Raw genomic sequence first — 24,173 nt, 5'->3', positions numbered from 1 at the left:
CCGTGAGGGCCGCGCGGTAGCCGTGGCGGGGGTTCGTACGTGTCAGTACTTGCCGGCGACCTCGTCGGCGCCCGGGACCTCGTTCAGGGGGCGAGAGGCCGGGCCGGTGTAGTTGGCGCTGGGGCGGACCAGCCTGCCCGTGCGCTTCTGCTCCAGGATGTGCGCGGCCCAGCCGGCCGTGCGGGCGCAGGTGAACATCGAGGTGAACATGTGGGACGGCACCTCGGCGAAGTCGAGGACCACGGCGGCCCAGTACTCCACGTTGGTGGCCAGCACCCGGTCGGGCTTGCGGGCGTGCAGCTCCTCCAGCGCGGCCTGCTCAAGGGCGGCGGCGACCTCGTAGCGAGGCGCGTCGAGCTCCTTGGCGGTGCGCCGCAGGACGCGGGCACGCGGGTCCTCCGCGCGGTAGACGCGGTGGCCGAAGCCCATGAGACGGTTGCCCTTGTCGAGCTCGCTCTGGACGTACTTCTTGGCGTCGCCGAGCTGCTCGACGCCCTCGATCATGTGCAGGACGCGAGCCGGTGCGCCGCCGTGCAGCGGGCCCGACATGGCGCCCACCGCGCCGGACAGCGCGGCCGCCACGTCGGCCCCGGTGGAGGCGATGACGCGGGCGGTGAACGTCGAGGCGTTCATGCCGTGCTCGGCGGCGGAGGTCCAGTAGGCGTCGATGGCCTTGACGTGCTTGGGGTCGGGCTCACCGCGCCAGCGGATCATGAAGCGTTCGACGATGGTCTTGGCCTCGTCGACCCGGCTCTGCGGCACCATCGGCAGGCCGAGGCCGCGCGCGGACTGCGCGACGAAGGACAGGGCCATCACCGAGGCGCGCGCGAGCTGGTCGCGGGCCTCCTCGTCGCTGATGTCGAGCAGCGGCTTGAAGCCGTAGGCCGGAGCCAGCATGGCCAGCGCGCTCTGCACGTCGACGCGGATGTCTCCGGAGTGGACAGGGATGGGGTAGGGCTCCGCCGGGGGCAGGCCCGGCTGGAACGCGTTGTCGACCAGCAGGCCCCAAACGTGCCCGAACGGGACACGGCCGACCAGCTCTTCGATGTCGACGCCCCGGTATCGAAGGGCGCCCCCTTCTTTGTCCGGTTCCGCGATCTCGGTCTCGAAAGCTACGACGCCTTCGAGCCCGGGTTTGAAGTCGGACATTCTCGGCCGCCTCCCTTTCTTGCCATGTTTCGGCAACGCGATGCTGTGCCTTGTCGCGGCCGCCACAGGGGTCTCACAGTCGTTCTCCCCTCGTGCGGGTCCGCTATGTTGATGTCGAGATACCGGCGGGTCAATTTAACCCCCTCCCAGGTCATGGTCGGTCTCGGGACCCGCCGTTCGGGCAAACCCGCTGGTCGAAGGCTGGACCGGACTTTGGGGCCGGACACTGGGGGCGACCCGCTGGCATGCGGCCCCACCATGTGATCCGCCGCATGAGCGCGCAAGAATACCGTCTCGTGGATGCCACCCCGCGCCCGCCCATGCTGGCGGGGCTTCGCCGTACGTACGAGGGCGAGCCGCTGCTCGAGTCGGACCTCGCGGCCGACCCGGTCGATCAGTTCACCACCTGGTTCCAGGAGGCGCTCGACGCCGGCCTGCCCGAACCCAACGCGATGGTCCTCGCCACCGCCTCCGCGGGCGGCCGGCCGAGCGCCAGGACGGTCCTGCTCAAGGGCTACGACGAACGCGGATTCGTCTTCTACACCAACTACGAGTCCCGCAAGGGCCGCGACCTGGCGGAGAACCCGCGCGCGTCCCTGCTCTTCCCCTGGCACCCCGTACGCCGCCAGGTCCGCGTCGAGGGCACCGTGACGCGGCTGTCGCACGAGGAGTCGGCCGAATACTTCTCCTCCCGCCCGTACGGCTCGCGCATCGGCGCGTGGGCCTCGCGGCAGTCGGCCGTGGTGCGGTCGAGGGAGGAGCTGGACGCCCGCTACGAGGAGCTGGCGGCGCGCTGGCCGGAGGATCCGCCGGTGCCCGACTTCTGGGGCGGTTTCCGTGTCCACCCGATCGAGGTGGAGTTCTGGCAGGGACAGCTCGACCGGATGCACGACAGGCTCCGGTACCGGCGGACCAGACCCGGGTGGGTAATAGAACGACTTGCCCCTTAATGTCTTCCGCGTGGCATTCGGGGACCTGGTCAAACGTCATTTCGTCGACACCCGCCCGCTGGGCGTACCGGCCTACCGGCGGATCTGGCTCGGCCAGGCGGTCTCCAACATCGGCGTCCACGTCACCGTCATCGCGGTGGGCCAGCAGGTCTTCGAGCTGACGCGGTCCTCGTTCCACGTGGGCCTGATCGGCATGGCCAACCTGATCCCGCTGATCGTCTTCGGCCTGTGGGGCGGGGCCATCGCCGACGCGGTCGACCGGCGCAGGCTGCTCATCGCCGGCTCGCTGGTGGCCTGGGCGGCCACGCTGTTCATCTTCGTCCAGGCCCTGCTCGGCATGGACAACGTGTGGCTCATCCTGCTCGCCGTCGCGGTCAACTCCACCGGCTTCGCCATCACCGGGCCCACCAGGGGCGCGATCATCCCGCGCATCCTGGACGCCGAGCTGGTGCCGTCCGCGAACGCGCTCAACTCGCTGATCTACAGCCTGAGCGCGGTCATCGGGCCGATGATCGGGGCCGTCGCGATGACCACAGGCGGGTTCGCGACGGCGTACGCGCTGGACGCCGTGCTCTTCACCGCCAGCCTCTACGCGGCGCTCAGGCTGCCCGCGCTGCCCCCGCTGGGCGTGGTGACCAGGCCCGGGCTCCGATCCGTGATCGACGGGCTCAGCTTCATCGCCAGGAGCCCGGTGCTGCTGATGTCGTTCGTGGTGGACATCATCGCGATGGTCCTCGCCATGCCCAGGGCGCTGTTCCCGGAGCTGACCGCCGAGCGCTTCGGCGGCTCCGAGCTGGCGCTCGGCTGGATGACCTCGGCCATGGGCATCGGCTCCGTGGCGGGCGCGCTGTTCTCCGGCTGGGTCGGGCGGGTCAAGCGGCAGGGAGTGGCGCTGTCGATCATCATCGCCGTCTGGGGGCTCGCGGTGGCGGGCGCCGGGCTCGTGCACGACCTGTGGCTGGTGGTGCTGCTCATGGCCGTCGGCGGCGTCGCCGACGTCATCTCCTCGGTCTGGCGGCAGTCCATCCTGCAGTTGTACGCGCCCGACGAGATGCGAGGGCGGCTGCAGGGCGTCTTCATGGTCGTCGTGTCCGGCGGCCCGCGCCTGGGCGAGCTGCGGGCCGGCGCCACCGCGACCGCGTTCGGGCTGACCGGGGCCTGGGTGGGCGGCGGGCTCGCGTGCACGGTCACCGTCCTGATCGTCGGCCTGTCGGTGGCCGGCTTCCGCAATTACCGCGCCCGCTGAGATCACCGCGCCGCCTGGGCGGGCGTGAGAGCGCCGTCAGAGGGCTCCCGGGGCCGATCGAGGGCCGGGGGTCAGGCGGCGTGCGCGGCGGCCTTCAGGTCCGCCAGGAAGTCCGCGTACGCCGCGTCGCGATCCGGCGCCCGCAGCACCGCCGACGGATGCACCGTGGCGACCGCCACCGCCTCCCCGAGCGGCACCGCCTCGCCCCGGTGCCTGGTCACCCGGAACGAGGGCCCGAGCAGCGCCCTGGCCGCCGTCGCCCCCAGCACGACCACCACCTCGGGCCGCACCACGGCCAGCTCGGCGTCCAGCCACGGATGGCAGGCGTCGATCTCGGCCGCCGTCGGCTTCTGGTGGATGCGCCGCTTGCCTCTGGGCGTGAAGGAGAAGTGCTTGACCGCGTTCGTCAGATAGACCTCGTCCCGCGCGATCCCGGCCTCCTCAAGCCCTCGGTCCAGGACCCGGCCGGCGGGCCCCACGAAGGGGTGTCCGCGCCGGTCCTCCTGATCGCCCGGCTGCTCGCCGACCAGCATGAATCTCGCCCGTTCAGGCCCCTCGCCGAACACCGTCCGCGTGGCGTCGCGATAGAGGTCGCAGCCCCTACAACCGGCCGCCGCCGTACGCAGGGAGGCGAGGTCGAGCCGGTCGGGAACGAACGAGGCCGCCCCGTTGTTGCCGTCCTTAACCATCGTCGGTCGTTCTCCCCATAGGGTTCCTGTGATTCCTGTGCCCGAGGTTGACGGGCTCAGTCCCCGCCACGACCGGCGTACCATGCAGTTGGGAGGAGCCTTGACCGCACACGGCCTGATCGATACCACGGAGATGTATCTCCGCACGATTTACGAGCTCGAAGAAGAGGGCATCGTCCCCCTTCGGGCCCGCATCGCGGAGCGTCTCCAGCAGAGCGGCCCCACCGTCAGCCAGACCGTCGCCCGCATGGAGCGCGACGGCCTGGTCCGCGTCGAAGGTGACCGTCACCTGTCGATGACCGACCTGGGCCGCACGCTCGCCACCCGCGTCATGCGCAAGCACCGGCTCGCCGAGTGCCTGCTCACCCAGGTCATCGGCCTGCCCTGGGAAGAGGTGCACATCGAGGCGTGCCGGTGGGAGCACGTCATGTCGGAGTCCGTCGAGTCGCGGCTGGTGACGCTGCTCGACAACCCGACCGTCTGCCCGCACGGCAACCCGATCCCGGGCCTCGCCGAGCTCGGCGCGCGCGAGCCCGTCGAGAGCGGCGCCGACCTGCTCACGACGATGTGCGAGCTGGCCGGCACACGCGACACTCCGGTCGTCGTGCGCCGAATTAGCGAACAAGTGCAAAGCGATCCCGCTGTGATGCTTAAACTCAAGCAAGTTGGGATACAACCCGGACGCGAGGTGACGCTCGCGGCGAGCGACGACGGTGTACGGGTGACAGGTGACGGTGACGCTAACGAGACTCCTGCGGAACTCCCCCGCGATATCGCCGCGCACGTATTTGTCTCCAAGCGCTGACGCGCGCGCGGCTACTTGGTTGAATCCCTCTAGGGAGGCCCTCCACTCTCCCCTGGCCAAGACTGTTGCAGGAGCGCCCGTGGTCCGTCTTGCAGACACGCCACCCCGAGGAGTGGTCTCCGGATGAAGCGTTGGGGGGATCTGTCACAAGAAGCGGCCGATCACCTGGCTGCCGGGTCGGTGCTCGACCAGGCCGAGATGGCGGTGGTCGTCACCGACCGTTTCAGCAATCTCCTCTACTGGAACCCGTTCGCCGAGAAGCTGTTCGGCGGGCCGGCCAAGTCGTCGCGTGATTCGTCCGGCCTGTCCCTCGGGATCATGGAGAAGGACCACCCGCTCGCCATCGAGCTGGCCAAGCACGTGCTCAAGGGCGGCGTATGGGAGGGCACGTTCGACGTCCGGCGCGGCGACGGCACGATCGTCTACGTCCGGGCCCAGGCGGTGCCGCTGCGCCACCCCTCGGGGTCGGTGACCGGCATCGTCATGACCGCCAGAGAGGCGCTGCGCAGCAACGAGCGGGAGAAGGACCGCTTCGGGCTGCTCGAGCGCATCGGCGAGCGGCTCGCGGGCTCCCTCTACGTCGAGGAGACGCTCAAGCGGGTCGCCGAGATGCTCGTGCCGCAGTTCGCCGACCACTGCTTCATCGAGCTGATGGAGGGTGACCGGCTCGTCCGCCGGGTCTCTCAGCACGTACAGGGGTGGGCGCCGCCGTCGGGAACATGGAAGCCGGTGGGCGCGGAGATCCGCTACCCCTCCGGCCACTACGCCGACACCGCGCTCCGCCGCCAGGAGACGATCCTGGTCGAAGACTTCGCCGGCAGCCGCTACCCGGCCCCCCACGAGGGCAGCGCCCGGCTGTGCGGCGAGATCGGCATGACCTCCGCCATCGTGGCGCCGCTGCTGGTGCGGGGCGAGACGCTGGGCCTGATGTACCTCGGCCTGTCCAACCTCACCGACCGCCGCAGCCCCCACTACGACGCCTTCGACCGTGACTTCGTGGGCGCCATCGCCACCAGGGTCGCGCTCGCCATCGACAACGCGCTGCTGTTCGAAGAGGAGCGCCACACGGCGGAGTCGTTCCAGAAATACCTGCTGCCGCGCGCGCTGCCGCAGCTCGACGGCCTGCAGATCGCCGTGCGCTACTACCCGGCCGCCCCCCTCGCCTCCCACGGCCAGGGCATCCAGACCCAGGTCGGCGGCGACTGGTACGACGTCATCCCGCTGTCCGCGGGCCGCGTCGGCATCGTGATCGGCGACGTCGAGGGCAGGGGCGCCAAGGCGGCGGCCATCATGGGCCAGCTCAGGGCCGCGCTGCGGGCCTTCGCGCAAGACGACAAGTCGCCGGCCGACATCCTCGCCAGGCTCGACGAGTGGACCCGCATCATCGCCACCCCCGAGCAGGACGACAAGGGCGGCGAGGTCAGCATCCCGCCGATCGTCACCTGCCAATACCTGGTCTACGACGCCTGGTCCCGCCAGCTGTCGTTCGCCAACGCCGGGCACGCGCCGCCGCTGCTGCTGGTCGACGGCGAGTGCCGGGAGCTGGAGATCGAGGAGGTCGGCCAGCCCCTCGGCGTACGCGCCAAGGGCCTGCACGCCGACCTCGTCTACAAGGAGGAGACGGTCTCCCTCCCGCCCGGCGCCGCGCTGCTGCTCTACACCGACGGCCTGGTCGATCGCCGTCCCGGCCGCGACGGCAGCATGCCGAGCGAGGAGGAGACGCTCGGCACGCTGTGCGCGGAGCTGACCAAGGTGTCCGGCGCCGAGGTCGAGCGCATCGCCGACGCCGCCACGGTCGCGGTGCCCGGCGAGATCGACGACGACATGGCGATCCTCGTGGTCCGCTCCAGCGACGTCGACCTCGACGTCGAGGCCCGCACCTTCCCGGCCCAGCCGATCATGGTGGGCGAGGCGCGGCGGATGGCCGCCGAGGCGTTCGCCGACTGGAACGTCCCCGAGGAGCGGGCCGAGCTGGCCTGCCTGCTGGTCTCCGAGGTCGTCACCAACGTGGTGCTGCACGCCGCCGCCGCGGGGGTGCCGCGCAGGGAGCTGGTCGTCGAGGGGCCGCCGCTGCCGTTCGAGGAGTCCTGGGACATGCCGGGCCTCGAAGAGGAGGCCGTCGGCGACAAGGAGTTCACGCTGCGGCTGCGCAGGGGTGAGGAGTCGGTCTGGGTCGAGGTGTTCGACCAGGACCTGCGGCTGCCCCGCATCCGCAGCGCGGGGGAGAACGACGAGGGCGGGCGCGGCCTTTACCTGGTCGACCAGCTCGCCAGGCGTTGGGGATCGCGTCCCACCAGGGAAGGCAAAGCCGTCTGGTTCGAGATTCCCACGCGCGGCAGGTGAGTGTTCTACTGGCGCAGTGACTCCTCCGCTTCCTGAAGGGAGCGGCTTCTCGCTAAGCCGCTTCCCCAGCCTGGCGAAGGGCAGGCCCTGCCCTGAGAATGGTGCCGGCCGCGTTCACGTCGGCGTGCGCGGCATGCCCGCACGCCGTGCAGGCGAACGCGGTGAGGCGGTTGTCCTTCGCGCGATGCCCGCATCGGGCGCACGTGCGGGAGGTGCCGGCGGGGTGCACCGCGATCAGCTCTCGACCGGCGTTGGCCACGTGCACGCCGTCGCTGGTGGTGACCGGCGAGGCGACACCCAGGTCGATGCCGGCCGTCGTGCCGGTGGCGGGCAGCGGCGCGGCGGGCACGTCGTCGCACGACACGACCACATACCAGCGCGAGCCTTCCCGCTTCACGCTGATCGTCTTGACCCGGCCGACCACCGGGCGGTGCTGGTGGACGCGGACGTGCCCGACATGGGAGGAGAACGACCACCGGCCCTGCCCGCCGGTGTCGTCGGCGCGGATGTGCTTCAACTCGGCCGACTGGTCACCGTAACGGACGCTCACTCCGGCCTTGGCATAGGCCGTACGCCGGTGCTCCAGCGCGGCGTTGTACAGCGTGCGATGGTCCTCCAGACACGCCGCCAGCACCCCCACCTGCGTGAGCGTGGGGCGCAGCGGGAACCTGTACGACCTACGTACGGCCACCACCCTTGGACGGCCGCTCGTCCTGCGTCTCGATGGAGCGCCGCACCGTCCCGGCCGGCACCACGCCGCCGTGTTATCCATCTAACGCGCGATGAACGGAGATCTCTGATGCGCGGACCTGACAGGTCACCGCACGCTCCGGCCTTGACGGCCCTCCCGATTCCCCCGTCGCCTCAAGGCGACGGTCCCCTCGGGAGAGTCTGATGGACCTGGCCTTCGAACGACGGGGTTCCGGCGAGCCGCTGATCCTCATCCACGGCATCGGTCACCATTGGCAGGGCTGGCTGCCGGTGCTCGACCGGCTGGCCGCCGCCCGTACGGTGATCGCGCTCGATTTGCCCGGGTTCGGGGCCTCGCCCGGTCTGCCCGACGGCATCCCCTACACCGCCGAGTCGCTGGCGGACGCGGTGGAGTCGTGCTGCGCGCTGCTCGGCGTGCGCGAGCCACACGTCGCGGGCAACTCGCTGGGCGGCTACATCGCCCTTGAGCTGGCCTCGCGTGGCGTCGTCCGGACGGCCACCGCGCTGTCTCCCGCCGGGTTCTGGTCCCGCCCTGAGCTGCTCTACTGCCAGGCGGTGCTGCGAGGGCTGCGGGCCACGGCCAGGTCGTTGCCGCCCGAGCAGCTCGCGAAGACGGCCGAGAACCCCCGTCTGCGTACGGTCTCCGCCGGCGTCCTGGTCGCCCGCCCCTCCAGGCTCGACCCCGCCGCCCTGATCGCCGCCACCGAGGCGCTGGCCGGCTCGACCGGTTTCGACGAGACGCTGGAGTCGTTCGGCGGGCTGATGCCGCCCGCGCCGCCCAAGACGCCCGTCACGATCGCGTGGGGCGAGCACGACCGGCTGCTGCTGCGCCGCCAGGCCGTACGCGCGGCGCGCTGGTCGGGCCAGCGGGTCAAGCTGCTCAAGGGCTGCGGTCACCTGCCCATGAGCGACGACCCCGAGCTGGTGGCCAGGGTCATCCTGCAGGGTTAGTGCGCGGGGTCCATCGCGTTGCCGATGTACATCGCGGTGAGCATGGCGAACAGGTACGCCTGCAGGAACTGGATGAAGATCTCCAGCGCGGTCATCACGATCGTCATCAGCACCGCGGCGACGCCGATGGGCGCGCCCAGCAAGGTCGGCTGCTCGAACAGGAACCAGAAGCCGACCGCCGAGAAGAACGCCAGCACCATGTGGCCGGCGAACATGTTCGCGAACAGTCGCACGGCGTGGGTGAAGAACGAGGTGACGAAGATGTAGACGAGCTCGAGCGGGGCATAGAGGACGATCGCCAGGAAGCGCGGCAGGCCGGGCGGGAACAACGAGTTCTTGAAGAAGCCGACGAAGCCCTGGTGCTTGAAGCCCATGTAGAGCTTGATCACGTAGGCGATGATCGCCAGCACCGCCGGGAAGGCGATGTGCGAGGTCACCGAGAAGTGCACGCCCGGCACGACACCCATGACGTTCCAGACCAGGATGAGCGCGAACATGCTCAGCAACAGCGGCATCCAGCGGTCGGAGTCCTTGCCGAGGAACGGGCGGGCGATCTGCTCGCGGACGAAGGAGTAGGCGTACTCGCCGGCGTTCTGCAGGCCCCTCGGGACGAGCTGCGGCCGGGCGAAGGCGCCCCAGGCCAGCGCGCACACCACCAGGGCGCTCAGCACGGCGAGCAGGACCGGTTTCGTGAGCCAGAAGGGCGCGCCCGCCCATAAGGGCGGGAACTCGAACACATCGGGGCCGGGGGCGTGGAACTCGGGGGCGAGCGACATCGGCTGCTCCTCGGCGTCAGGACGATACCCGCTACGGTTCTACCATTCGCCTTGGCCGGCCCCCAAGAGGTCCTCTCAAACCTTCGTCTGGCCCCACAGCAGCAGCATGACCAGGACGAACCCGATCATCACGCCGGCGTAGCCGACCGGGCCGAGCCTGATCGCCCGGCGCACGCGGTTGAGGCCCCAGGCGAACAGCAACGCCAGGAAGATCAGGAGGATCAGGCCGCTGTCCATAGTGCCCAGTATGCGGCGGAATTTCGTTTGTCGCGCTTGACGCGTCAGAATCCGAAGGATCGGCCGATGATCTCCTTCATGATCTCGGTGGTGCCGCCGTAGATCGTCTGGACGCGGCTGTCCAGCCACGCCTTCGCGACCGGGTACTCCGTCATGTAGCCGTAGCCGCCGTGCAGCTGCAGGCAGCGGTCGATGACCTTGGTCTGCAGCTCGGTGGTCCACCACTTGGCCTTGGCGGCGTCCACTGCGGTCAGCCGGCCGGCGTTCAGCGCGACGACGCACTTGTCCACGTAGTGGCGGGCGATCTCCGTCTCGGTGGCCAGCTCGGCGAGGACGAAGCGGGTGTTCTGGAACGAGCCGATGCTGCGGCCGAACGCCTGGCGGGTCCTGCAGTACTCGATCGTCTCCTCCAGCACCGCCTCCGCCGCGGCCACCGCCGCCACCGCGATCGACAGGCGCTCCTGCGGCAGGTTGTTCATGAGCTGGAAGAAGCCCTCGCCGTCCTTGGGGCCGAGGCGGTTCGCGACGGGCACCCGTACGTTGTCGAAGAACAGCTCGGCCGTGTCCTGCGCCTTCATGCCGACCTTGTCCAGGTTCCTGCCGCGCCCGAAGCCCTCCATGCCCCGCTCCACCACGACCAGCGTGATGCCGCGCGCGCCCGCCTCCGGGTCGGTCTTGGCCACCACGACGACGAGGTCGGCGTTGATGCCGTTCGTGATGAACGTCTTCTGCCCGTTGAGCACGTAGTGGTCGCCGTCGCGGGCGGCCGTGGTCCTGATGCCCTGGAGGTCGCTGCCTGCTCCCGGCTCGCTCATGGCGATCGCGGTGATCAGCTCGCCGCTGACGAAGCCGGGCAGCCAGCGCTGCTTCTGCTCGTCGTCGGTCAGGTCGACGACGTACGGGGCCATGACGTCGTTGTGCAGCGAGAAGCCGAGGCCGCTCGCGCCGTGCCGCATGATCTCCTCGACGATGACCGCGTTGAAGCGGAAGTCCCTGACGCCCGCGCCGCCGTGCTCCTCCGGCACCGAGAAACCGAACATGCCCAGCTCTCCGGCCTTCTTCCAGACCTCGCGCGGGACGATGCCGTCCTTCTCCCACTGGGCGTGGTGCGGCACGACCTCGCGGGCCATGAACTCGCGCACGGTCTCGCGGAAGAGCAGGTGCTCCTCGTCGAAGAGGTCTCGCTCCATCGAACGCCTCCAGGGGCAGAATTGCATTCTGTTACCGCCACGTATACCCGGTTTTGCGGGGCTGGTGGAGGGGCTGGACACGGGTTCATCACAAGTGCCGGGAGAAGCGGGAATCCGTATGTGTTGCGGGTGTTTCCCACCTTAAGATCTACCCTCGGTCTATTTGTGGGTGATCGGAGTCTCCGTGAGTCGGTGGCGCAAGGTATTGATCGCCGGATCGGTGAGCTTAGCGGCAACGGCCGCATTCGTAGCGACGTCGTCGATTCCCGGCCAGGCCGCGTCCTCGCTGGTGATGAAGTACCGCTGTACGGGCGGCATCGCCGGCGCCGGCGTCGATCTCGAAGCTCGTATGACGCCGCAGGTCGAGTCGGGCACGATGAACGTGCGCTGGGACATGAAGTACACGAGCGTGCAGCGGTTCGGCTCGCCCGGCTTTTTCCCCGAGGGGTCGTCGCTCGACCTTGAGGGCACCGTGGACATCAGCGGCGCCTGGACCGGCCAGCTCCGGCCGAGGGGCGGGCAGTCGCAGGGCGAGCTGGTGCCCGGCGACTACCTCGATCTGCCCGAAGGACTCTCCGACAGCGCCTCGATCACCCGCACAGGAACCATCCGCTTCAAGCCCGGCAAACTGACCGTCCGCTTCACCCCTGCCGAGGGCGAGGTCAAGGTCAACAACAACGAGCCGGAGATCGAGTACAGCGGAACCTGGGAGCGCCTTCACCCTGCTCCCACTTATGACGACTTCCTCAGCGACATCGAGAAGACAACGGAGAAAAACGCCGTCGCGAAGCTGGACTTCGTCGGCACGAAGGTGGCCTACATCGGTCGCCGCGAGCAGAATCTGAGCCCGATCAGGGTGCTCATCGACGGTCAGCAGGTTTCGGGCGGGCTGGTGGAGCCAGGCAAGGACCGCAGCGGCAAGGACATGACCGGCACCGACACCCAAGAGGTGCTCTGGACCTCGTCGCAGCTCGAATACGGTCCGCACACCGTCGAGGTCATCAATACCGAGGACGCAACGGCCTACTTCGATGCCTTCCAGGTGTTCACGGGTGACATCCCGGAGCCGCCGAAGCACGAGCAGGCCGAGTGCGAGCTCCAGCACGACCCCGGTGCCATCGACGTCGACATCTCCGGCCCCACCGAGGACCCCACCGATGACCCGACCGACGAGCCCACCGAAGACCCGACCGACCCGGGGGAGGACCCTGGTGAGGACCCGGGTGAGGATCCCAACAACCCGAACAACCCCAACGACCCTGGTCCGGGTGGCAACGACGTCGGGACGATCGGGGGCGAGAACGTGATCGTGGTGCCCCAGACGTCGAGCAGCACCACGACCAGCCCCAAGCCAACAGGACCGACCGCCACCAAGTACTACCGGGCCCAGGTCGCCAAGACCCCCAGCGGCGGCGTCGAAACCGGGGTGGCGCCGGACGAGAACCGGCCGCCGTACGGGCTGATGGCCACCGGAATGGTCGTGGCGATGGGAAGCGCGGGCGGCGGGTTGCTGATGCGACGGCGGCGGGCCGCGCACGCGGGAGGTGCGTAAGCGATGACCGAGCAGAAGACCCCGATGCAGCGGGCCCTGCCCGGCCTGCTCATCGCCGGCTCGCTCGGCGGTGTCGGCCTGGTGATGGTGAGCCTGCTGTCGCTGGCGCCGCCCGTGGACGACGGCTCCGAGCCGCGCGCGGTGGCGCAGGCGGAGCCGACGACGGTGGAGATCGCGAACGCGGGCGCGTTCGTGCTCCCGCCGACCGTCGGCCCCGGCGGCAAGAACGTGCCCCTGACCCCGGCCCGCCTGGACGCGCCGCCCCCGCTGGCGGCCGTGCCGGTCGTGCCGGCGATCCCGAAGCCCAAGGTCAAGACCGCAAAGGCGCGGCCGACCCGCATCAAGATCCCCAAGATCAAGGTGAACGCCCCCATCGGCGCGGTCACGGTCAGCAAGAAGGGCGTCCTTGGCACGCCGCCGCTCAGCAGGCCCAACAGGACAGGCTGGTACAAGCACTCACCGGTCCCCGGCGAGACGGGCCCCGCGATCATCAACGGCCACGTCACCACCCGCAGCGGCCCCGCCGTCTTCGACCGCCTCCGGGAACTGGCCAAGGGCGACCACATCTACGTCTACCGGTCGGACGGGAAGGTCACCCGCTTCACGGTCAGCGGGATCGAACAGGCCAGCAAGAACGCGTTCCCGACCAAGCGCGTGTACGGCAACACCAGCAACGCCCAGATCAGGCTCATCACCTGCGGTGGGGTCTACAACAAGACCACCCACCACTACACGGACAACATCGTCGTGTACGCGACGCTGTCCAAGAAGAAGGGCTGAGTGTGGGAAAGTTGGGGTGGATTTGCCGGTTTACGGGAAGTTGACAGAGACAGTTCGTAGGATCTCTACCTGACCGTGACCATCGGCTGGAATTCTGGCACGACTGTTGACACCGCTGTGAAACGGAGAAGGACCCGTGCTTATGTCCCAGGTGGGGCGCCGCCTCGCCCAGAAGACGTCCGCATTGGGGCTCGCGGGCACGCTCGCGCTCTTCGTCGGCTCGGTTTTCGCGCTGTCATCACCCGCACAGGCCGCAGCGGACAAGACGATGGATGTCCTCTATGACTGCACGGGTGGCGTTTTCGCAGGTCAAAACAAGAAAGTCACGATCTCGGCGCCAGAGACCGTAGCGCCGAGCCAGCAAGCCACGATCAAGTGGACTTTCACCGCCTTCACCGCCAGCCCGGCGCTGACCGCGAGCACTCCAGTCACGGTCAAAGGCAATCTGACCATCGGTGGCGGCGGCTCGCCTGCTGCGCTGGAGAAGACGCAGTCCGGCACGGCCCCGGTTGGTAACACCTACACCCCGTCGCAGATGACCGCCACGGTGACGGCCCCGGCCTCAGGTGGGCCCATCACGGTGTCCCCGGGGACGGCGGGGACCACCAAGGGCCTGACACTCACCGCAACGATCAGCGGTCAGGAGAACACCACCGAGTGCACCTACAAGTCCGCGACGCCGACGACCAGCCTCTCCATCGCCGTCCAGGCGGGCGGTGGCGGTGGCACGGACACTGACGTCGTCGAGTACACCTGTGATGTGCCCAGCACCTCGACCGACACCAGCTACGAGGCCATCAAGCCCGAGATCAAGGTCGTTCTGACGCCGCCCACCTCCGCCACCGCCAACGCGGACGCCTCCGTCACCTGGGCCGGCACCATCCAGACGACCGGTGACCAGCTGAAGCTGCCGACGGGCTTCCCCACGACGGGCGCGAAGATGTTCGCGACGATCAAGGGGAGCGGCGCGGGCGTGCCGGCGACGGCGACCGGTGAGGCCGCGATCACGGCCCCGGCCGCGGGCAGCCCTCTCACGACCCTCCCCAGCGTGACGGTCAAGATCAAGCCCACCACCACGGGCGAGGTCACGCTGACGGCCGGCGACCTCGCGTTCGGCACTTCGGCCACGGCCCCTGCGCTCAAGTGCACGGCCCCGACGACGGGACTCAAGCAGTTCAAGTTCACCGTCGGCAACGCCACGTCGAGCCCCAGCCCCACGACGACGACGCCTCGTCCGACCACGACGCACACCGCGACCGTGACGGTCACGCCGAGCACCTCGCGCTCGTCCAGCACCCCCACCAGGAAGTCCCAGACGCCCAAGGCGGGCGCGGACACCGGTGCGGGTGGTATGGCGGGGCCTGACGGCCGGCTGTTCATTCTGACGGGCACGGCGCTGGTGGCGGCGGCGGCCGTGGGCGGGCTGGTCATGCGCCGGCGTTCGATCAGGAGCTGATCCGCGGTGTCCGGCTACTACCCGTATGGCGGCGCCCCCCAGGCTCCGGTGCCCCCGCCCGAGCACAAGGGGAGCACGGCGCTGCGGACGGTGCTGATCGTGGCGGCCATCGCCGGGGTGGCGACGGTCGTGGCGGGCCTGCTGATCGTGCTGCGCTCCCCGGCCGAGTACGGCCTGCAGAGCAGCAGCCGCGACAGCCTGGGCCTGCAGGCGCAGCCGAAGAACACCGGCCAGCCCGAGCAGGCGTACTTCCAGGCGCCGGCGAACGTCCCGCCCCCGCTGCCGCAGATCAAGGCGGCGCCTCCGATGCTGCCCTCGACGCCGGTGCAGATCATCATCAAGCGGCTCGGGGTGAAGGCGCCGATCAAGTCGGTGGGCCTGCGCAGGGACGGCACGATCGAGGTCCCGCCGCCGAACAACAGGAACCTGGCGGGCTGGTACCGCAACATGTCCACGCCGGGCGAGTCGGGCCCGGCGGTGCTGCTGGGGCACGTGGACACGCGTACGGGCCCGGCGGTGTTCGCCCGGCTCAAGGAGATCAAGAACGGCGATACGATCGAGGTCAAGCGCCAGGACAAGACGACCGCGGTGTTCACGGTCGGTGGGGTGGAGCAGGCGAGCAAGAAGACGTTCCCGACCCAGCGCGTCTACGGCGCTCGGGACGACGCGCAGCTCCACCTGATCACCTGCAGTGGCACCTACGATCGCACGACCGGGCACTACACCGACAACCTCATCGTCTATGCGACGATGACTGGCTCCTATCGAAGCTGAGCGCGGAGGCGGGCATGGGCTGGATGGCGAAGCGGAGACTGCGAACTGGCCCGACGGCGGCCGTTCCCGCGAAACCGGCTCAGGCGGAGCTGTTGCGGCTGGTCCAGCTGGCAGATCCGGGGGCGCGGCTCGACGGTGACGACGTCGTGGCGGCCGACGTGCGGGTGTTCGCGCCGGTCGAGGCGGAGCCCGAGCTGACCGGCGGGGTGCTGGAGAAGGCGTGGGCGGTCCGGGTGGCCGCGGAGGGGCCGCTGCCGCTCGACTTCTTCGACCGTTTCCTCGCCGAGGGCCTGGCGTTCCGGCTGGGCGGGCTCGCGGTGTGCCGGGGCGTGGTGAGCGATCCGGCCGACGACGACGAGGGCGGCCCCGCGGTGATCCTGCCGGTACGCCCGTCGCCCGAGGAGCTGGCGCCCCTGCTCGCGCCCGAGGAGGAGGGCCCGGCGTTCACGGCGGGCGACATCAGGGCCGTGCTGGTGCCCCAGGCGGGGCAGCCCCCGGCTGTGCAGGAGCTGCTGCCGTTCGCCACCGAGCTGACGGCGATCGAGTTGCGCGGCGCCGAGCCGGTCAAGCTGGGCGCGCTGGCGCTTGAGCTGTCCGAGGCGCTCAACGGCATCGCGGTCGACCGGTGGCGGTTCAGGATCGACGCGGCGGAGGATCTCGTGGCACCGGAGCGACCTGCGGCCGAATGACGTTCTGTTGTACGCTGCCCCTAGTAACCGAATAATGCTCGGTTCCCAGGAGGCACTGTGGCAGAGGCGTACATCGTCGGGGCGGTTCGCACCCCGGTCGGCAAGAAGAAGGGTGGCCTGTCCACCGTCCACCCCACTGACCTGGCCGCGCACACCCTCAAGGCGCTGATCGACCGCACCGGCGTCGACCCCGAGGCGGTCGAGGACGTCATCATGGGGTGCGTCATGCAGTTCGGCCCCCAGAGCATGGACATCGCGCGAAATGCCTGGTTGTCGGCGGGGCTGCCCGAGACCACCGCCGGCGTCACCATTGACCGGCAGTGCGGCTCCTCGCAGCAGTCCATCCACTTCGCCGCGCAGGGCGTGCTGTCCGGCACGCAGGACCTCGTGGTGGCGGCCGGCGTCGAGTCGATGAGCATCGTGCCCATGGGCTCCTCGATCAAGGCGGCGCTCGATGCGGGCATGCCGTTCCCGTTCGGCGACAAGTGGGTCGAGCGTTACGGCAAGCAGGAGATCTCGCAGTTCCGCGGCGCCGAGCTGATGTGCGAGAAGTGGGGCTTCAGCCGAGAGGTGCTGGAGCAGTACGCGTTCGAGTCGCACCAGCGGGCGGCCAAGGCCATCGCCAACGGCTACTTCAAGGACCAGATCGAGCCCGTCAACGGCGTCGAGGACGACGAGGGTCCGAGGCCCGACACGACGCTGGAGAAGATGGCCGGACTGAAGACGCTGAAGGAGGGCGGCCAGATCACCGCGGCCACGTCCTCGCAGATCTCCGACGGCTCCGGCGCCGTGCTCATCGCCTCCGAGCAGGCCGTACGCGACCACGGCCTGACCCCGAGGGCCCGCATCCACCAGCTCGCGCTCATGGGCGACGACCCGGTCTACATGCTGACCGCGCCGATCCCCGCCACGCAGCGGGCGCTGAAGAGGGCCGGCATGTCGATGGGCGACATCGACGTGGTGGAGATCAACGAGGCGTTCGCCCCGGTGCCGCTGGCCTGGATGAAGGAGCTGGACGCCGACCCCGACAGGGTCAACCCCAACGGCGGCGCCATCGCGCTCGGCCACCCGCTGGGCGGCACGGGCGCGATCCTGATGACCAAGCTGCTGCACGAGCTCGAGCGCACCGGCGGCCGTTACGGCCTGCAGACGATGTGCGAGGGCGGCGGCCAGGCCAACGTCACCATCATCGAACGGCTCTAGAAAAGGGCGCGAGCGCCGCCTCCGGGCGTAACGAGGGAGGCGGCGCCCGCCTAACTACCATCCCGGTAGTTGTCTTCATCGCCCCTTGGGCGGGATGCGGCGCGGCGGCATGATCGGCCGCTGCGGCATCTTGGGCATCGGCCGCACCACGGGCAGGTGCGGGCGGTGGTTTCTGTCGGCACGAGCACGCATGAAAGGCTCCTTTACGTAATTCGGCAACGCGGCTCGACGATGCATTGAGCCGACGGGCGAACATGACTGCCGCGTCACTGGGTGGACGGTGGGACAGGTCGCTCTATCGCGAATTACAGGTAAAGGCGCATGTCCATGAGGCTACGGGCGTGCTGGAAGCGCGTGCAACCGATTTATCCGGCACATGGCATCCGGTCAGACCGCCGACTTGCGTAGCCCGGCGGAGATGACGAGGTCGAGGGCCTCGCGCGACTCGCGCAGGGCCTCCATCGCGCGGTCGATCCTGTCGCGCTCCGTCCGCAACTGGCCGAGCACGTCGGGGCAGGTGGGCGCCAGGCGCTCGCCGTCAGTCTCCAGGCAGGGCAGCACGGCGGCGATCGCGGACGTGCCCAGCCCGGAGGCCAGCAGGCTGCGGATGCGGCGCACGGTGTCGACGTGGGTCTCGGTGTACTTCCGGTAGCCGCTCGCCGAGCGCTCGGGCCGCAGCAGGCCCTGCTCCTCGTAGTAGCGCAGCAGCCGCTCGTGCACGCCGGTGCGTCTGGCCAGCTCGCCGATCCGCATGTGACCTCCCTCACCACGCCTTGACTCTCACATACATGTGAGACTTTAGCGTGCCCGCATGAAGAGGAGCCTGTTGGTGCCGGCCGTGCTCATGGTGAGCGTTTTCGTGGTCGGCACGTCGGAATATCTGATCGCCGGGCTGCTGCCGCAGGTGGCCGCCGACCTGCACGTCTCGGTGTCCACCGCCGGGCAGGCGGTGACGGCGTACGCGCTGGGCGTCGTGGTCGGCGGGCCGCTGGTGACGATCGCGACCGTGCGGGTGCCGCGCAAGGGGCTGGCGCTGGGGTTGCTGGTGTTGTTCGCGGCGGGGAACGCCGTCTGCGCGGTGGCGGGGTCGTACGAGGTGCTCATCGCCGGACGGGTGATCGCCTCGCTCAGCCACGCGGCCTTCCTGACCCTGGCGCTGATGGCGGCGACCCGGGTGGTCGCGCCGCATCGCGCCGGTACGGCCATCGCCGCCGTCGGGTCCGGGTTCTCCGTGGCCACGCTGCTCGGGGTGCCGCTCGGCGTGCTGCTGGGGGAGGACGCGGGCTGGCGGACGCCGTTCGCGGTGCTGGTGGTCCTGGCGCTCGCCGCCGCCGGGGCACTGGCCGCCGTCCTGCCCCGCCAGGAGGCGGCGGCCACGCGCGTACGGGACGAGATCGCCACCGTGCTGGGCCGGCGCGTGCTGATCGTGATCGCCACCACGGCGGTCGGGCTGGCCGCCACCTCGACCGTTTTCACCTACCTGGTGCCCGCCTTGACCGGCATCACCGGCTTCGGCCCCACCGCGATCTCGGCGCTGCTGCTTCTCCACGGCGCCGGCGGCCTGGCCGGCGGGCTGGCGGCCGGGCGGCTGGCGGACCGCTCGCTCGCCTTCACCGTGCGCGGCACGTTCGCCGGCCTGGCCGTGATGCTGGCCGCCTTCCCCTTCGCGGTGCCGTGGGCGGGACCCGCCGTTCTGGCGGTGCTGGTGCTGGGCGTGCTGGCCTCGGCCACCACGCCCGTGCTGCAGAGCCTGGTGCTCCGGCATGCCGGGCAGGCGCCCACGCTCGCGGTGTCGGTGAACGTATGCGCCTTCAACATCGGCATCGCCGCCGGCTCGGCGCTGGGCGGCGGGCTCGTGGCGGCGGGCGGCCTGCGCTGGCTCGGCCTGGCCGCCGCCGCTCTGAGTCTCGCGGCCCTCGCCATCAGCTACGCCGCCATCCCCCGCGAACCCGCGCCCGCGCCCGCGTGAACGCCTGGTCCGCGGTCTACCCCCGCCCGCCTGGTTCGAGGTCCGCCCTCGCCCCCCGGCCGGGCGAAGCCGGCTAGTTCTCGAAGCGGCCGAGTTGCCACTGGGCGAACGAGCTGACCTCCTCGTCGCGTGCCCTGGCGGCGTGGCGCAGCAGCGCCGGGTCCTCCTCGGCCATGCGCGTGGCGGTCGCCGCGGCGAACAGCCGGGCCACCGGGTCGTCGCCGGCCAGCCCGGACACCACCTCGCCCGGATCGGGCTCCCCGGTGTCGGCGGCGACCAGCGCCGCCGTGTGCCGCCCCAGCTCGGGATCGGCGAGCCGGGAGAGCCCGAGCATGAGCTGCTCGGTCGAGGCCATCGCCAGGAAGTGCAGGACCTTCCACCGGATGGCGGTGTCGGGGTCGCGGCTCAGGGTGATGGCCTGGGCGAGGACGGCCGCGTCCTCCTGCTCCTCCGCGGCGAGCAGCACGAACTCGACGGCGAAGAAGCGCACCTGCCGCCGCGGATGGGCGAGCAGCGCAGGAGCCTCGTCGAGCAGGGACGCGGCCCGCTCGCCCAGCTCCGACAGCAGCCAGGACCCGGTCTGCACGGCGTCGTCGTCACCGCTGCGCAGCAGGGCGCGCAGGTTGTCGACCGGGTAGCCGTCGAACAGCTCGTTGAGCAGGTCGTTGGCCAGCCGCCCCCTGACCTCGTCGTCGGCGGGCCGGGCGAGGATGCGCGCCATCAGGTCGTCGCCCGTCTGTGTGTGCATCTCGAGCTACTTCCCCTCGTTGGCCTTGCGTTCGAGCTCTTCCAGGAGCTTCTGCTCGTCCCTCAGCCGCGCCTGGTGCCCGGCGTCCTTGCCTAGCTTGGCCTCGTTCATCTTCCGCGTCAGGATGCTGTCCTTGACCTGCGCCGCAGCCTCGGCGGCCTGTTTCGGCGACATCTTGCTCACGTCGTTGCTCGACGGCAACCTGCCGTGCATGCGCTGCGCGTTGTTGTCGAAGCTGGCCGGAGAGTTCCGGCTCCAGCCGCCGCCCCCTCCATCGCTCTTCTTCTTCCTGCGGATCTGCAGGATGCCCGGGTTGCGGTCGAAGCTCTTGGGATCGACGGGCACCCGGCCGCCGGGCAGCCGGCCCGCGCCCGCGAGCGCCGGGCTGCCGGGAGGGCCCGGGGGGCGGAGGCGGCTCAGGACGTCGCGCAGCGGAGCGGTGGCCCGCCTGGTCAGCGCCGGTGCCATGTGGCGGCCGGTGCCCTCGGCTGCCTCGCGCAGGACCTTGGTGCCTGCCCGCCTGATCGCGAGCAGGGTGGCGGTCGCGGTGAGCCCGGCCGCCGGCCCGCCGGCCAGCAGGGCGTAGAGCAGCCGTACGGTGCCGACGGCCGCGACCGTGCCGACCGCGACCTTGGTGCCGGTCACCACGTACCCGAGGCCGTCGAGCGCCGCGGGCGCGATCCGCGTCGCGGCCGTGGCCTGCGCCAGGTGGCCGTTGGCGTTGTCGCTGGCGTTCCACGCGCTCTGCAGCGCGACGGCGGAGTCGCCCCGGTGGAGGCCGGCGGCCCCGCGTACGGTGGCGTCGGCGTCCGCGCCCTCCTGGGCCGTGTACGCCTGCACGATGCGCGCCGCGTCGGCGTCGGCGTGGATCTCGTCCTCGTCGATGTTGGGGAACCAGAGACCGGCCAGTTCCAGCGTCGCGTCGAGTTGCGGGGGGAGCGTTATCGCCATGCCGCCGGATCCTGCATCGCGCTGGCCTGCTCACCTGCCGTGACGTTCTGCGGGACGAGACGCATGCCCGCGCTCACCCCGCCGATGTGTCCGCCGATGCCGGGCACGGCCTCCAGCATGGCCAGCCGGCACTCGATCCAGGCCGTCTCGATCTCCGCGAAGAGACCGTCGTCCCCCCATCTGCCCCCTCGCTCGCGCAGCCGCTCGACCGCCGCCGCGTAGTCGTCCCCGTGTGTCTGCAGGCGCCTGGCCTGCTCTGTGTACGCCTCTTTGGCGATTTCAACCCCGTACTGCATGAATGGGACTGTAATCAACCTTTGTGGCTTATGTGATTATTTTCCAGTAGGCCCCCGAGGCGCCGCCGAAGCTCCGCCACGTCCACCGCGATCCCGGGCACGGCCTGCCGGAGGTGCTCGCGCAGCAGCTCATCGGCCTGCCGCCGGGCATGCTCCTGCGCGGCTCCCACGGCGGCGAAGATCGCATCGCGCAGCCCGTCGGTCCCTTCACGCAGCGCCTGCGGCCCGAGCGTGATCTCCGCCACCCGCCCTTCGGCGTCCACGACGGCGCCGACGCCCTTCGCCTGACCCGTGCCGACGACCTCCGCCAGCAGCCGGTCCACGTCGGAGAGTGCGGCCTCGGCATGGAACGCCTGCTCGGTGGCACGCTCCACGTCCTGAGGCCGGATGTCGCGCGGATCGATCGCGTAGCCGGACATCACCGGTCTCCCGCGAGCAGATCGCGCATCGCCGCGTCCACGCGCCGCCGGACGAACGTCTCGTCCAGCGGCTCGGGCAGCGCCTCGACGTAGGTGCCGACCTCGTCCACGATCTCCCGCGACCGCCGCGCGGCGTCGTCCTGCGCGGCCCGGACCGCCTTGGTCAGCTCGCGGCCGATGACCGCGGGCGGCAGGCGGAGCAGGCGCGGGTTGAGGTCGATGCCGCTCAGCGCGCCCCCCGCGCCGGCCGTCACCTTGATGAACCCGTCGGCGGCCACGCCGGTGCCCGCGACCTGGCCGATGAGCTGTTTAGCGGTACGGAGGTGACGCATCGCGTCCTCCGTCTGCCGCATGATCTGGTCGAAATAGAGCCTGTCCTGGTCAGGCGACGGCCATGACACCCCGGAGACCCCCTTCACCGGTGACTGACAAAGAGTTCAGGATCCTACCTCCGCTTTCTTCACGGCGCGGGCAGCGGCTCCGGCACCACCTTCTGCACCTGCTGGAACACCACCGACGTACGGAAGCCGACGATCTCCTTGCGCTTGCTGAGCCGGTCGAGCAGGAACGCGTGCAGGTGGTCGAGGTCCTGCACCGCCACGTGCAGCAGGAAGTCGTCGCCTCCCGCCAGCACGAACACGCTCAGCACCTCCGGCATCTCGGCCGCCGAGGTCTGGAAGGCGTTGATCACCGCCCGGCTGAGCGGCCGCACCTGGACCGAGACCATGGCCTGGACGCCGCGGTTGAGCGCGGCGGGGTCGATGTCGGCGTGGTAGCCGCGGATCACGCCGCGGCGGGTCAGCGAGCGGACGCGTTCGAGACAGGTGGAGGGGGCGATGCCGAGCTGCCTGGCCAGTTCGCGGTTCGACTGCCGCGCATCCGTTTGGAGCAGCCGTACGATCGCCGAATCAAGTTCGTCCATGACTCCACACTGCCAGCCATTCCGGCCGAACGTTCGGAGGGGCGTGCTCACCGCCGAATGGCTGAACTACTTTCCGGCATATGAGTGGACGAATGGGAGCCGTACAAGGGACGGCGCTGCTCGTGGGCGCGGTGCTGGGACCCGGCATGCTGGTGCTGCCGCACCTCGCCGCCGCGGCGGCGGGGCCCGCCTCCGTGCTGGCCTGGGCGGGCATGCTCGCGCTGAGCGTGCCCGTCGCGCTGACGTTCGCCGCGCTCGGCGCCCGCTACCCCGGTGGCGGCGGGGTGGCGGCGGTGGTCGGGCTGGCGTTCGGCCGGTCCGCCTCGGCCGTGGCCGGCTGGTGGTTCTACGGCGCCGTGCCGATCGGCACCGTCGCGGGCGCCCTGGTCGGCGGCCAGTACGTCGAAGCCTGCCTGGGCGTGGACGCGACTCTCGCCGCCTGCCTGATCCTGGCCGCCGCGTTCGCCGCCAACGCCGCCGGCCTGCGCGCCTCGGGCGGGCTGCAGATCTGCATGGTCGTCCTGCTCGTCGCGGTGCTGGTCACGGCCGTGGTGAGCGCCGCACCGCACGCCGACCCGGCCAACTTCACCCCCTTCGCCCCGTACGGCGCCGCCGGCGTGGCGGGCGCGGCCGGGGTGCTGATGTTCGCGTTCGTCGGCTGGGAGGCCGCGAGCCACCTGTCGGCCGAGTTCGCGGGCGGCGGGCGGGGCCTGCTCAGGGCCACGGTCGTGACGCTCGTGGTGATCGCCCTGCTCTACGCCGGCGTCTCCGTTACCTCGGTCGCCGTGCTCGGCGCCGACATGCCGGGCGTGCCGCTGACCGCCATGCTGGAGAGCGGACTCGGCCCCGCGTCCAGGCCGGTCACCGGCGTGCTGGCGGTGCTGCTGTCGTTCGGGGCGGTCAACACCTACATCGCGGGAGCGGCCAGGCTGGGCGCGGCGCTGGCGGCGGACGGGGCGCTGCCGGTCTGGTTCGCCAGGGGAGGGGCGCCGGGCGAGACGCCGTACCGGAGCCTTGGCCTGGTGCTCGTGCTGAGCGTGCCCGTGCTGGTCTGGGCGGTGGATCTCGACCCGCTCATGCGCGCGACCTCGGCATGCCTGGCGGCGGTGACGGCGGCGGGGGTGGCGGCGGCGGTGCGCATGCTGCCGCGCGGCCGGCTCAGGACCACGGCCGTGGTGGGCACGGGGATGTCGCTGGCGGGGCTGGCCTTCTGCGGCGCGTACCTGCTGGTGCCCGCCGTACTGGCGGTGCTCGCGCTCGCCGTACGGCGGCTGAATGCTCGCCGTTCCCTCAAAATCGGGCTATAACGGCGACAGGGCGCCGTCTCGGCGGGCAGTACCCATGAGCACAAGACGGCGCGACGTCCG

Annotated in this window: 26 protein-coding genes; 13 read left to right on the top strand and 13 right to left on the bottom strand. The window is 70.4% G+C overall.

Going from position 1 to position 24,173, the window contains the following annotated elements:
- Positions 1–42: 42 nt before the first annotated feature.
- Positions 43–1,149 (bottom strand): citrate synthase 2, encoded by a 1,107-nt coding sequence (locus ACFFR3_RS22815; RefSeq protein ID WP_379483803.1) that lies wholly within the window; start codon positions 1,147–1,149, stop codon positions 43–45.
- Between the two features lie 272 nt (positions 1,150–1,421).
- Between ACFFR3_RS22815 and pdxH the strand changes: the two genes are divergently transcribed.
- The gene (gene pdxH, locus ACFFR3_RS22810) at positions 1,422–2,099 is read left to right on the top strand and encodes a pyridoxamine 5'-phosphate oxidase (protein WP_345395504.1); all 678 of its coding nucleotides are present in this window, start codon (positions 1,422–1,424) and stop codon (positions 2,097–2,099) included.
- Between the two features lie 10 nt (positions 2,100–2,109).
- A complete protein-coding gene (locus ACFFR3_RS22805) occupies positions 2,110–3,345 on the top strand; it encodes an MFS transporter (protein WP_364378182.1) in 1,236 nt (411 codons plus the stop codon).
- Between the two features lie 71 nt (positions 3,346–3,416).
- On the opposite strand, the gene ACFFR3_RS22800 is transcribed toward ACFFR3_RS22805, so the two are convergent.
- Positions 3,417–4,034, bottom strand: a complete 618-nt coding sequence (locus ACFFR3_RS22800) for a UdgX family uracil-DNA binding protein (RefSeq protein ID WP_364378184.1) — start codon at positions 4,032–4,034, stop codon at positions 3,417–3,419.
- A gap of 100 nt (positions 4,035–4,134) precedes the next feature.
- Here ACFFR3_RS22800 and ACFFR3_RS22795 point away from each other — a divergent pair, with 100 nt between their 5' ends.
- A complete protein-coding gene (locus ACFFR3_RS22795; RefSeq protein WP_364378185.1) occupies positions 4,135–4,839 on the top strand; it encodes an iron-dependent transcriptional repressor DtxR in 705 nt (234 codons plus the stop codon).
- Between the two features lie 123 nt (positions 4,840–4,962).
- The gene (locus ACFFR3_RS22790; protein ID WP_379483802.1) at positions 4,963–7,182 is read left to right on the top strand and encodes an ATP-binding SpoIIE family protein phosphatase; all 2,220 of its coding nucleotides are present in this window, start codon (positions 4,963–4,965) and stop codon (positions 7,180–7,182) included.
- 52 nt (positions 7,183–7,234) lie between these two features.
- Here ACFFR3_RS22790 and ACFFR3_RS22785 read toward each other — a convergent pair whose 3' ends face one another.
- Entirely contained in the window at positions 7,235–7,873 is a 639-nt protein-coding gene (locus ACFFR3_RS22785) for an RNA-guided endonuclease InsQ/TnpB family protein (RefSeq protein WP_379483801.1), read from the bottom strand.
- Between the two features lie 203 nt (positions 7,874–8,076).
- Here ACFFR3_RS22785 and ACFFR3_RS22780 point away from each other — a divergent pair, with 203 nt between their 5' ends.
- Complete coding sequence (locus ACFFR3_RS22780) at positions 8,077–8,844, top strand: alpha/beta fold hydrolase (protein WP_345395510.1); 768 nt, start codon at positions 8,077–8,079, stop codon at positions 8,842–8,844.
- Here the strand turns inward: ACFFR3_RS22780 and atpB are convergent.
- The 3 genes from atpB to ACFFR3_RS22765 form a co-directional block, all read right to left on the bottom strand.
- Positions 8,841–9,620 carry a F0F1 ATP synthase subunit A gene (gene atpB / locus ACFFR3_RS22775; protein WP_364378191.1) on the bottom strand — a complete coding sequence of 260 codons (780 nt, stop codon included), beginning with the start codon at positions 9,618–9,620 and terminating at the stop codon, positions 8,841–8,843. The genes ACFFR3_RS22780 and atpB overlap by 4 nt on opposite strands.
- Positions 9,621–9,695: 75 nt before the next feature.
- Positions 9,696–9,857 (bottom strand): hypothetical protein, encoded by a 162-nt coding sequence (locus ACFFR3_RS22770; protein WP_345395516.1) that lies wholly within the window; start codon positions 9,855–9,857, stop codon positions 9,696–9,698.
- 44 nt (positions 9,858–9,901) lie between these two features.
- On the bottom strand, positions 9,902–11,047 hold the full coding sequence (locus tag ACFFR3_RS22765) for an acyl-CoA dehydrogenase family protein (protein WP_345395519.1): 1,146 nt from the start codon (positions 11,045–11,047) through the stop codon (positions 9,902–9,904).
- 163 nt (positions 11,048–11,210) lie between these two features.
- Here ACFFR3_RS22765 and ACFFR3_RS22760 point away from each other — a divergent pair, with 163 nt between their 5' ends.
- The 6 genes from ACFFR3_RS22760 to ACFFR3_RS22735 all read left to right on the top strand — a co-directional run bounded on the left by ACFFR3_RS22760 (position 11,211) and on the right by ACFFR3_RS22735 (position 17,501).
- Positions 11,211–12,599: a hypothetical protein gene (locus ACFFR3_RS22760; protein WP_379483800.1), complete on the top strand. Its 1,389-nt coding sequence runs from the start codon at positions 11,211–11,213 to the stop codon at positions 12,597–12,599.
- Positions 12,600–12,602: 3 nt separating this feature from the next.
- Positions 12,603–13,379: a class F sortase gene (locus ACFFR3_RS22755; protein ID WP_364378197.1), complete on the top strand. Its 777-nt coding sequence runs from the start codon at positions 12,603–12,605 to the stop codon at positions 13,377–13,379.
- 142 nt (positions 13,380–13,521) lie between these two features.
- On the top strand, positions 13,522–14,835 hold the full coding sequence (locus tag ACFFR3_RS22750; protein WP_379483799.1) for a hypothetical protein: 1,314 nt from the start codon (positions 13,522–13,524) through the stop codon (positions 14,833–14,835).
- Between the two features lie 6 nt (positions 14,836–14,841).
- Entirely contained in the window at positions 14,842–15,609 is a 768-nt protein-coding gene (locus ACFFR3_RS22745; protein WP_379483798.1) for a class F sortase, read from the top strand.
- A gap of 23 nt (positions 15,610–15,632) precedes the next feature.
- Complete coding sequence (locus ACFFR3_RS22740; protein WP_345395537.1) at positions 15,633–16,298, top strand: hypothetical protein; 666 nt, start codon at positions 15,633–15,635, stop codon at positions 16,296–16,298.
- Between the two features lie 57 nt (positions 16,299–16,355).
- Positions 16,356–17,501: an acetyl-CoA C-acetyltransferase gene (locus ACFFR3_RS22735; protein ID WP_345395540.1), complete on the top strand. Its 1,146-nt coding sequence runs from the start codon at positions 16,356–16,358 to the stop codon at positions 17,499–17,501.
- A 387-nt stretch (positions 17,502–17,888) separates the two neighbouring features.
- On the opposite strand, the gene ACFFR3_RS22730 is transcribed toward ACFFR3_RS22735, so the two are convergent.
- Positions 17,889–18,254 (bottom strand): MerR family transcriptional regulator, encoded by a 366-nt coding sequence (locus tag ACFFR3_RS22730; protein ID WP_345395543.1) that lies wholly within the window; start codon positions 18,252–18,254, stop codon positions 17,889–17,891.
- Between the two features lie 58 nt (positions 18,255–18,312).
- Between ACFFR3_RS22730 and ACFFR3_RS22725 the strand changes: the two genes are divergently transcribed.
- Positions 18,313–19,470, top strand: coding sequence for an MFS transporter (locus tag ACFFR3_RS22725; RefSeq protein WP_364378206.1), 1,158 nt, complete (start codon positions 18,313–18,315; stop codon positions 19,468–19,470).
- Positions 19,471–19,543: 73 nt separating this feature from the next.
- Here the strand turns inward: ACFFR3_RS22725 and ACFFR3_RS22720 are convergent, their stop codons facing one another.
- From ACFFR3_RS22720 to ACFFR3_RS22695, 6 genes are read right to left on the bottom strand one after another with little or no spacing between them, the layout of a single operon-like run.
- Positions 19,544–20,218, bottom strand: a complete 675-nt coding sequence (locus ACFFR3_RS22720) for a hypothetical protein (protein ID WP_345395549.1) — start codon at positions 20,216–20,218, stop codon at positions 19,544–19,546.
- 6 nt (positions 20,219–20,224) lie between these two features.
- Positions 20,225–21,169, bottom strand: a complete 945-nt coding sequence (locus tag ACFFR3_RS22715; protein WP_379483797.1) for a hypothetical protein — start codon at positions 21,167–21,169, stop codon at positions 20,225–20,227.
- Positions 21,160–21,465, bottom strand: coding sequence for a hypothetical protein (locus tag ACFFR3_RS22710; RefSeq protein ID WP_364378210.1), 306 nt, complete (start codon positions 21,463–21,465; stop codon positions 21,160–21,162). Before ACFFR3_RS22710 ends, ACFFR3_RS22715 begins: the two co-directional genes overlap by 10 nt.
- A gap of 14 nt (positions 21,466–21,479) precedes the next feature.
- Positions 21,480–21,884 (bottom strand): YbaB/EbfC family nucleoid-associated protein, encoded by a 405-nt coding sequence (locus ACFFR3_RS22705; protein ID WP_379483796.1) that lies wholly within the window; start codon positions 21,882–21,884, stop codon positions 21,480–21,482.
- Complete coding sequence (locus ACFFR3_RS22700; RefSeq protein WP_345395560.1) at positions 21,884–22,285, bottom strand: YbaB/EbfC family nucleoid-associated protein; 402 nt, start codon at positions 22,283–22,285, stop codon at positions 21,884–21,886. Before ACFFR3_RS22700 ends, ACFFR3_RS22705 begins: the two co-directional genes overlap by 1 nt.
- Before the next feature lie 59 nt (positions 22,286–22,344).
- Positions 22,345–22,806, bottom strand: coding sequence for an Lrp/AsnC family transcriptional regulator (locus tag ACFFR3_RS22695; RefSeq protein ID WP_345395563.1), 462 nt, complete (start codon positions 22,804–22,806; stop codon positions 22,345–22,347).
- 80 nt (positions 22,807–22,886) lie between these two features.
- On the opposite strand from ACFFR3_RS22695, the gene ACFFR3_RS22690 reads away from it, so the two are divergent.
- A complete protein-coding gene (locus ACFFR3_RS22690) occupies positions 22,887–24,113 on the top strand; it encodes an APC family permease (protein WP_379483795.1) in 1,227 nt (408 codons plus the stop codon).
- Positions 24,114–24,173 lie beyond the last annotated feature (60 nt).

The organism is Nonomuraea salmonea (assembly GCF_042428605.1).
Classification (GTDB): Bacteria; Actinomycetota; Actinomycetes; order Streptosporangiales; family Streptosporangiaceae; genus Nonomuraea; species Nonomuraea salmonea.
The sequence above is the reverse complement of the archived record's forward strand: the minus strand, read 5'-3'. Positions and strand labels throughout refer to the sequence as shown.

Excerpts from the sequence above, each read along its gene's own strand:
- ACFFR3_RS22815 (WP_379483803.1), bottom strand. The coding sequence starts at position 1,149 with ATGTCCGACTTCAAACCCGGGCTCGAAGGCGTCGTAGCTTTCGAGACC.
- pdxH (WP_345395504.1), top strand. The coding sequence starts at position 1,422 with ATGAGCGCGCAAGAATACCGTCTCGTGGATGCCACCCCGCGCCCGCCC.
- ACFFR3_RS22800 (WP_364378184.1), bottom strand. The coding sequence starts at position 4,034 with ATGGTTAAGGACGGCAACAACGGGGCGGCCTCGTTCGTTCCCGACCGG.
- ACFFR3_RS22790 (WP_379483802.1), top strand. The coding sequence starts at position 4,963 with ATGAAGCGTTGGGGGGATCTGTCACAAGAAGCGGCCGATCACCTGGCT.
- ACFFR3_RS22780 (WP_345395510.1), top strand. The coding sequence starts at position 8,077 with ATGGACCTGGCCTTCGAACGACGGGGTTCCGGCGAGCCGCTGATCCTC.
- atpB (WP_364378191.1), bottom strand. The coding sequence starts at position 9,620 with ATGTCGCTCGCCCCCGAGTTCCACGCCCCCGGCCCCGATGTGTTCGAG.
- ACFFR3_RS22770 (WP_345395516.1), bottom strand. The coding sequence starts at position 9,857 with ATGGACAGCGGCCTGATCCTCCTGATCTTCCTGGCGTTGCTGTTCGCC.
- ACFFR3_RS22765 (WP_345395519.1), bottom strand. The coding sequence starts at position 11,047 with ATGGAGCGAGACCTCTTCGACGAGGAGCACCTGCTCTTCCGCGAGACC.
- ACFFR3_RS22755 (WP_364378197.1), top strand. The coding sequence starts at position 12,603 with ATGACCGAGCAGAAGACCCCGATGCAGCGGGCCCTGCCCGGCCTGCTC.
- ACFFR3_RS22750 (WP_379483799.1), top strand. The coding sequence starts at position 13,522 with ATGTCCCAGGTGGGGCGCCGCCTCGCCCAGAAGACGTCCGCATTGGGG.
- ACFFR3_RS22740 (WP_345395537.1), top strand. The coding sequence starts at position 15,633 with ATGGCGAAGCGGAGACTGCGAACTGGCCCGACGGCGGCCGTTCCCGCG.
- ACFFR3_RS22730 (WP_345395543.1), bottom strand. The coding sequence starts at position 18,254 with ATGCGGATCGGCGAGCTGGCCAGACGCACCGGCGTGCACGAGCGGCTG.
- ACFFR3_RS22725 (WP_364378206.1), top strand. The coding sequence starts at position 18,313 with ATGAAGAGGAGCCTGTTGGTGCCGGCCGTGCTCATGGTGAGCGTTTTC.
- ACFFR3_RS22720 (WP_345395549.1), bottom strand. The coding sequence starts at position 20,218 with ATGCACACACAGACGGGCGACGACCTGATGGCGCGCATCCTCGCCCGG.
- ACFFR3_RS22715 (WP_379483797.1), bottom strand. The coding sequence starts at position 21,169 with ATGGCGATAACGCTCCCCCCGCAACTCGACGCGACGCTGGAACTGGCC.
- ACFFR3_RS22710 (WP_364378210.1), bottom strand. The coding sequence starts at position 21,465 with ATGCAGTACGGGGTTGAAATCGCCAAAGAGGCGTACACAGAGCAGGCC.
- ACFFR3_RS22705 (WP_379483796.1), bottom strand. The coding sequence starts at position 21,884 with ATGTCCGGCTACGCGATCGATCCGCGCGACATCCGGCCTCAGGACGTG.
- ACFFR3_RS22695 (WP_345395563.1), bottom strand. The coding sequence starts at position 22,806 with ATGGACGAACTTGATTCGGCGATCGTACGGCTGCTCCAAACGGATGCG.
- ACFFR3_RS22690 (WP_379483795.1), top strand. The coding sequence starts at position 22,887 with ATGAGTGGACGAATGGGAGCCGTACAAGGGACGGCGCTGCTCGTGGGC.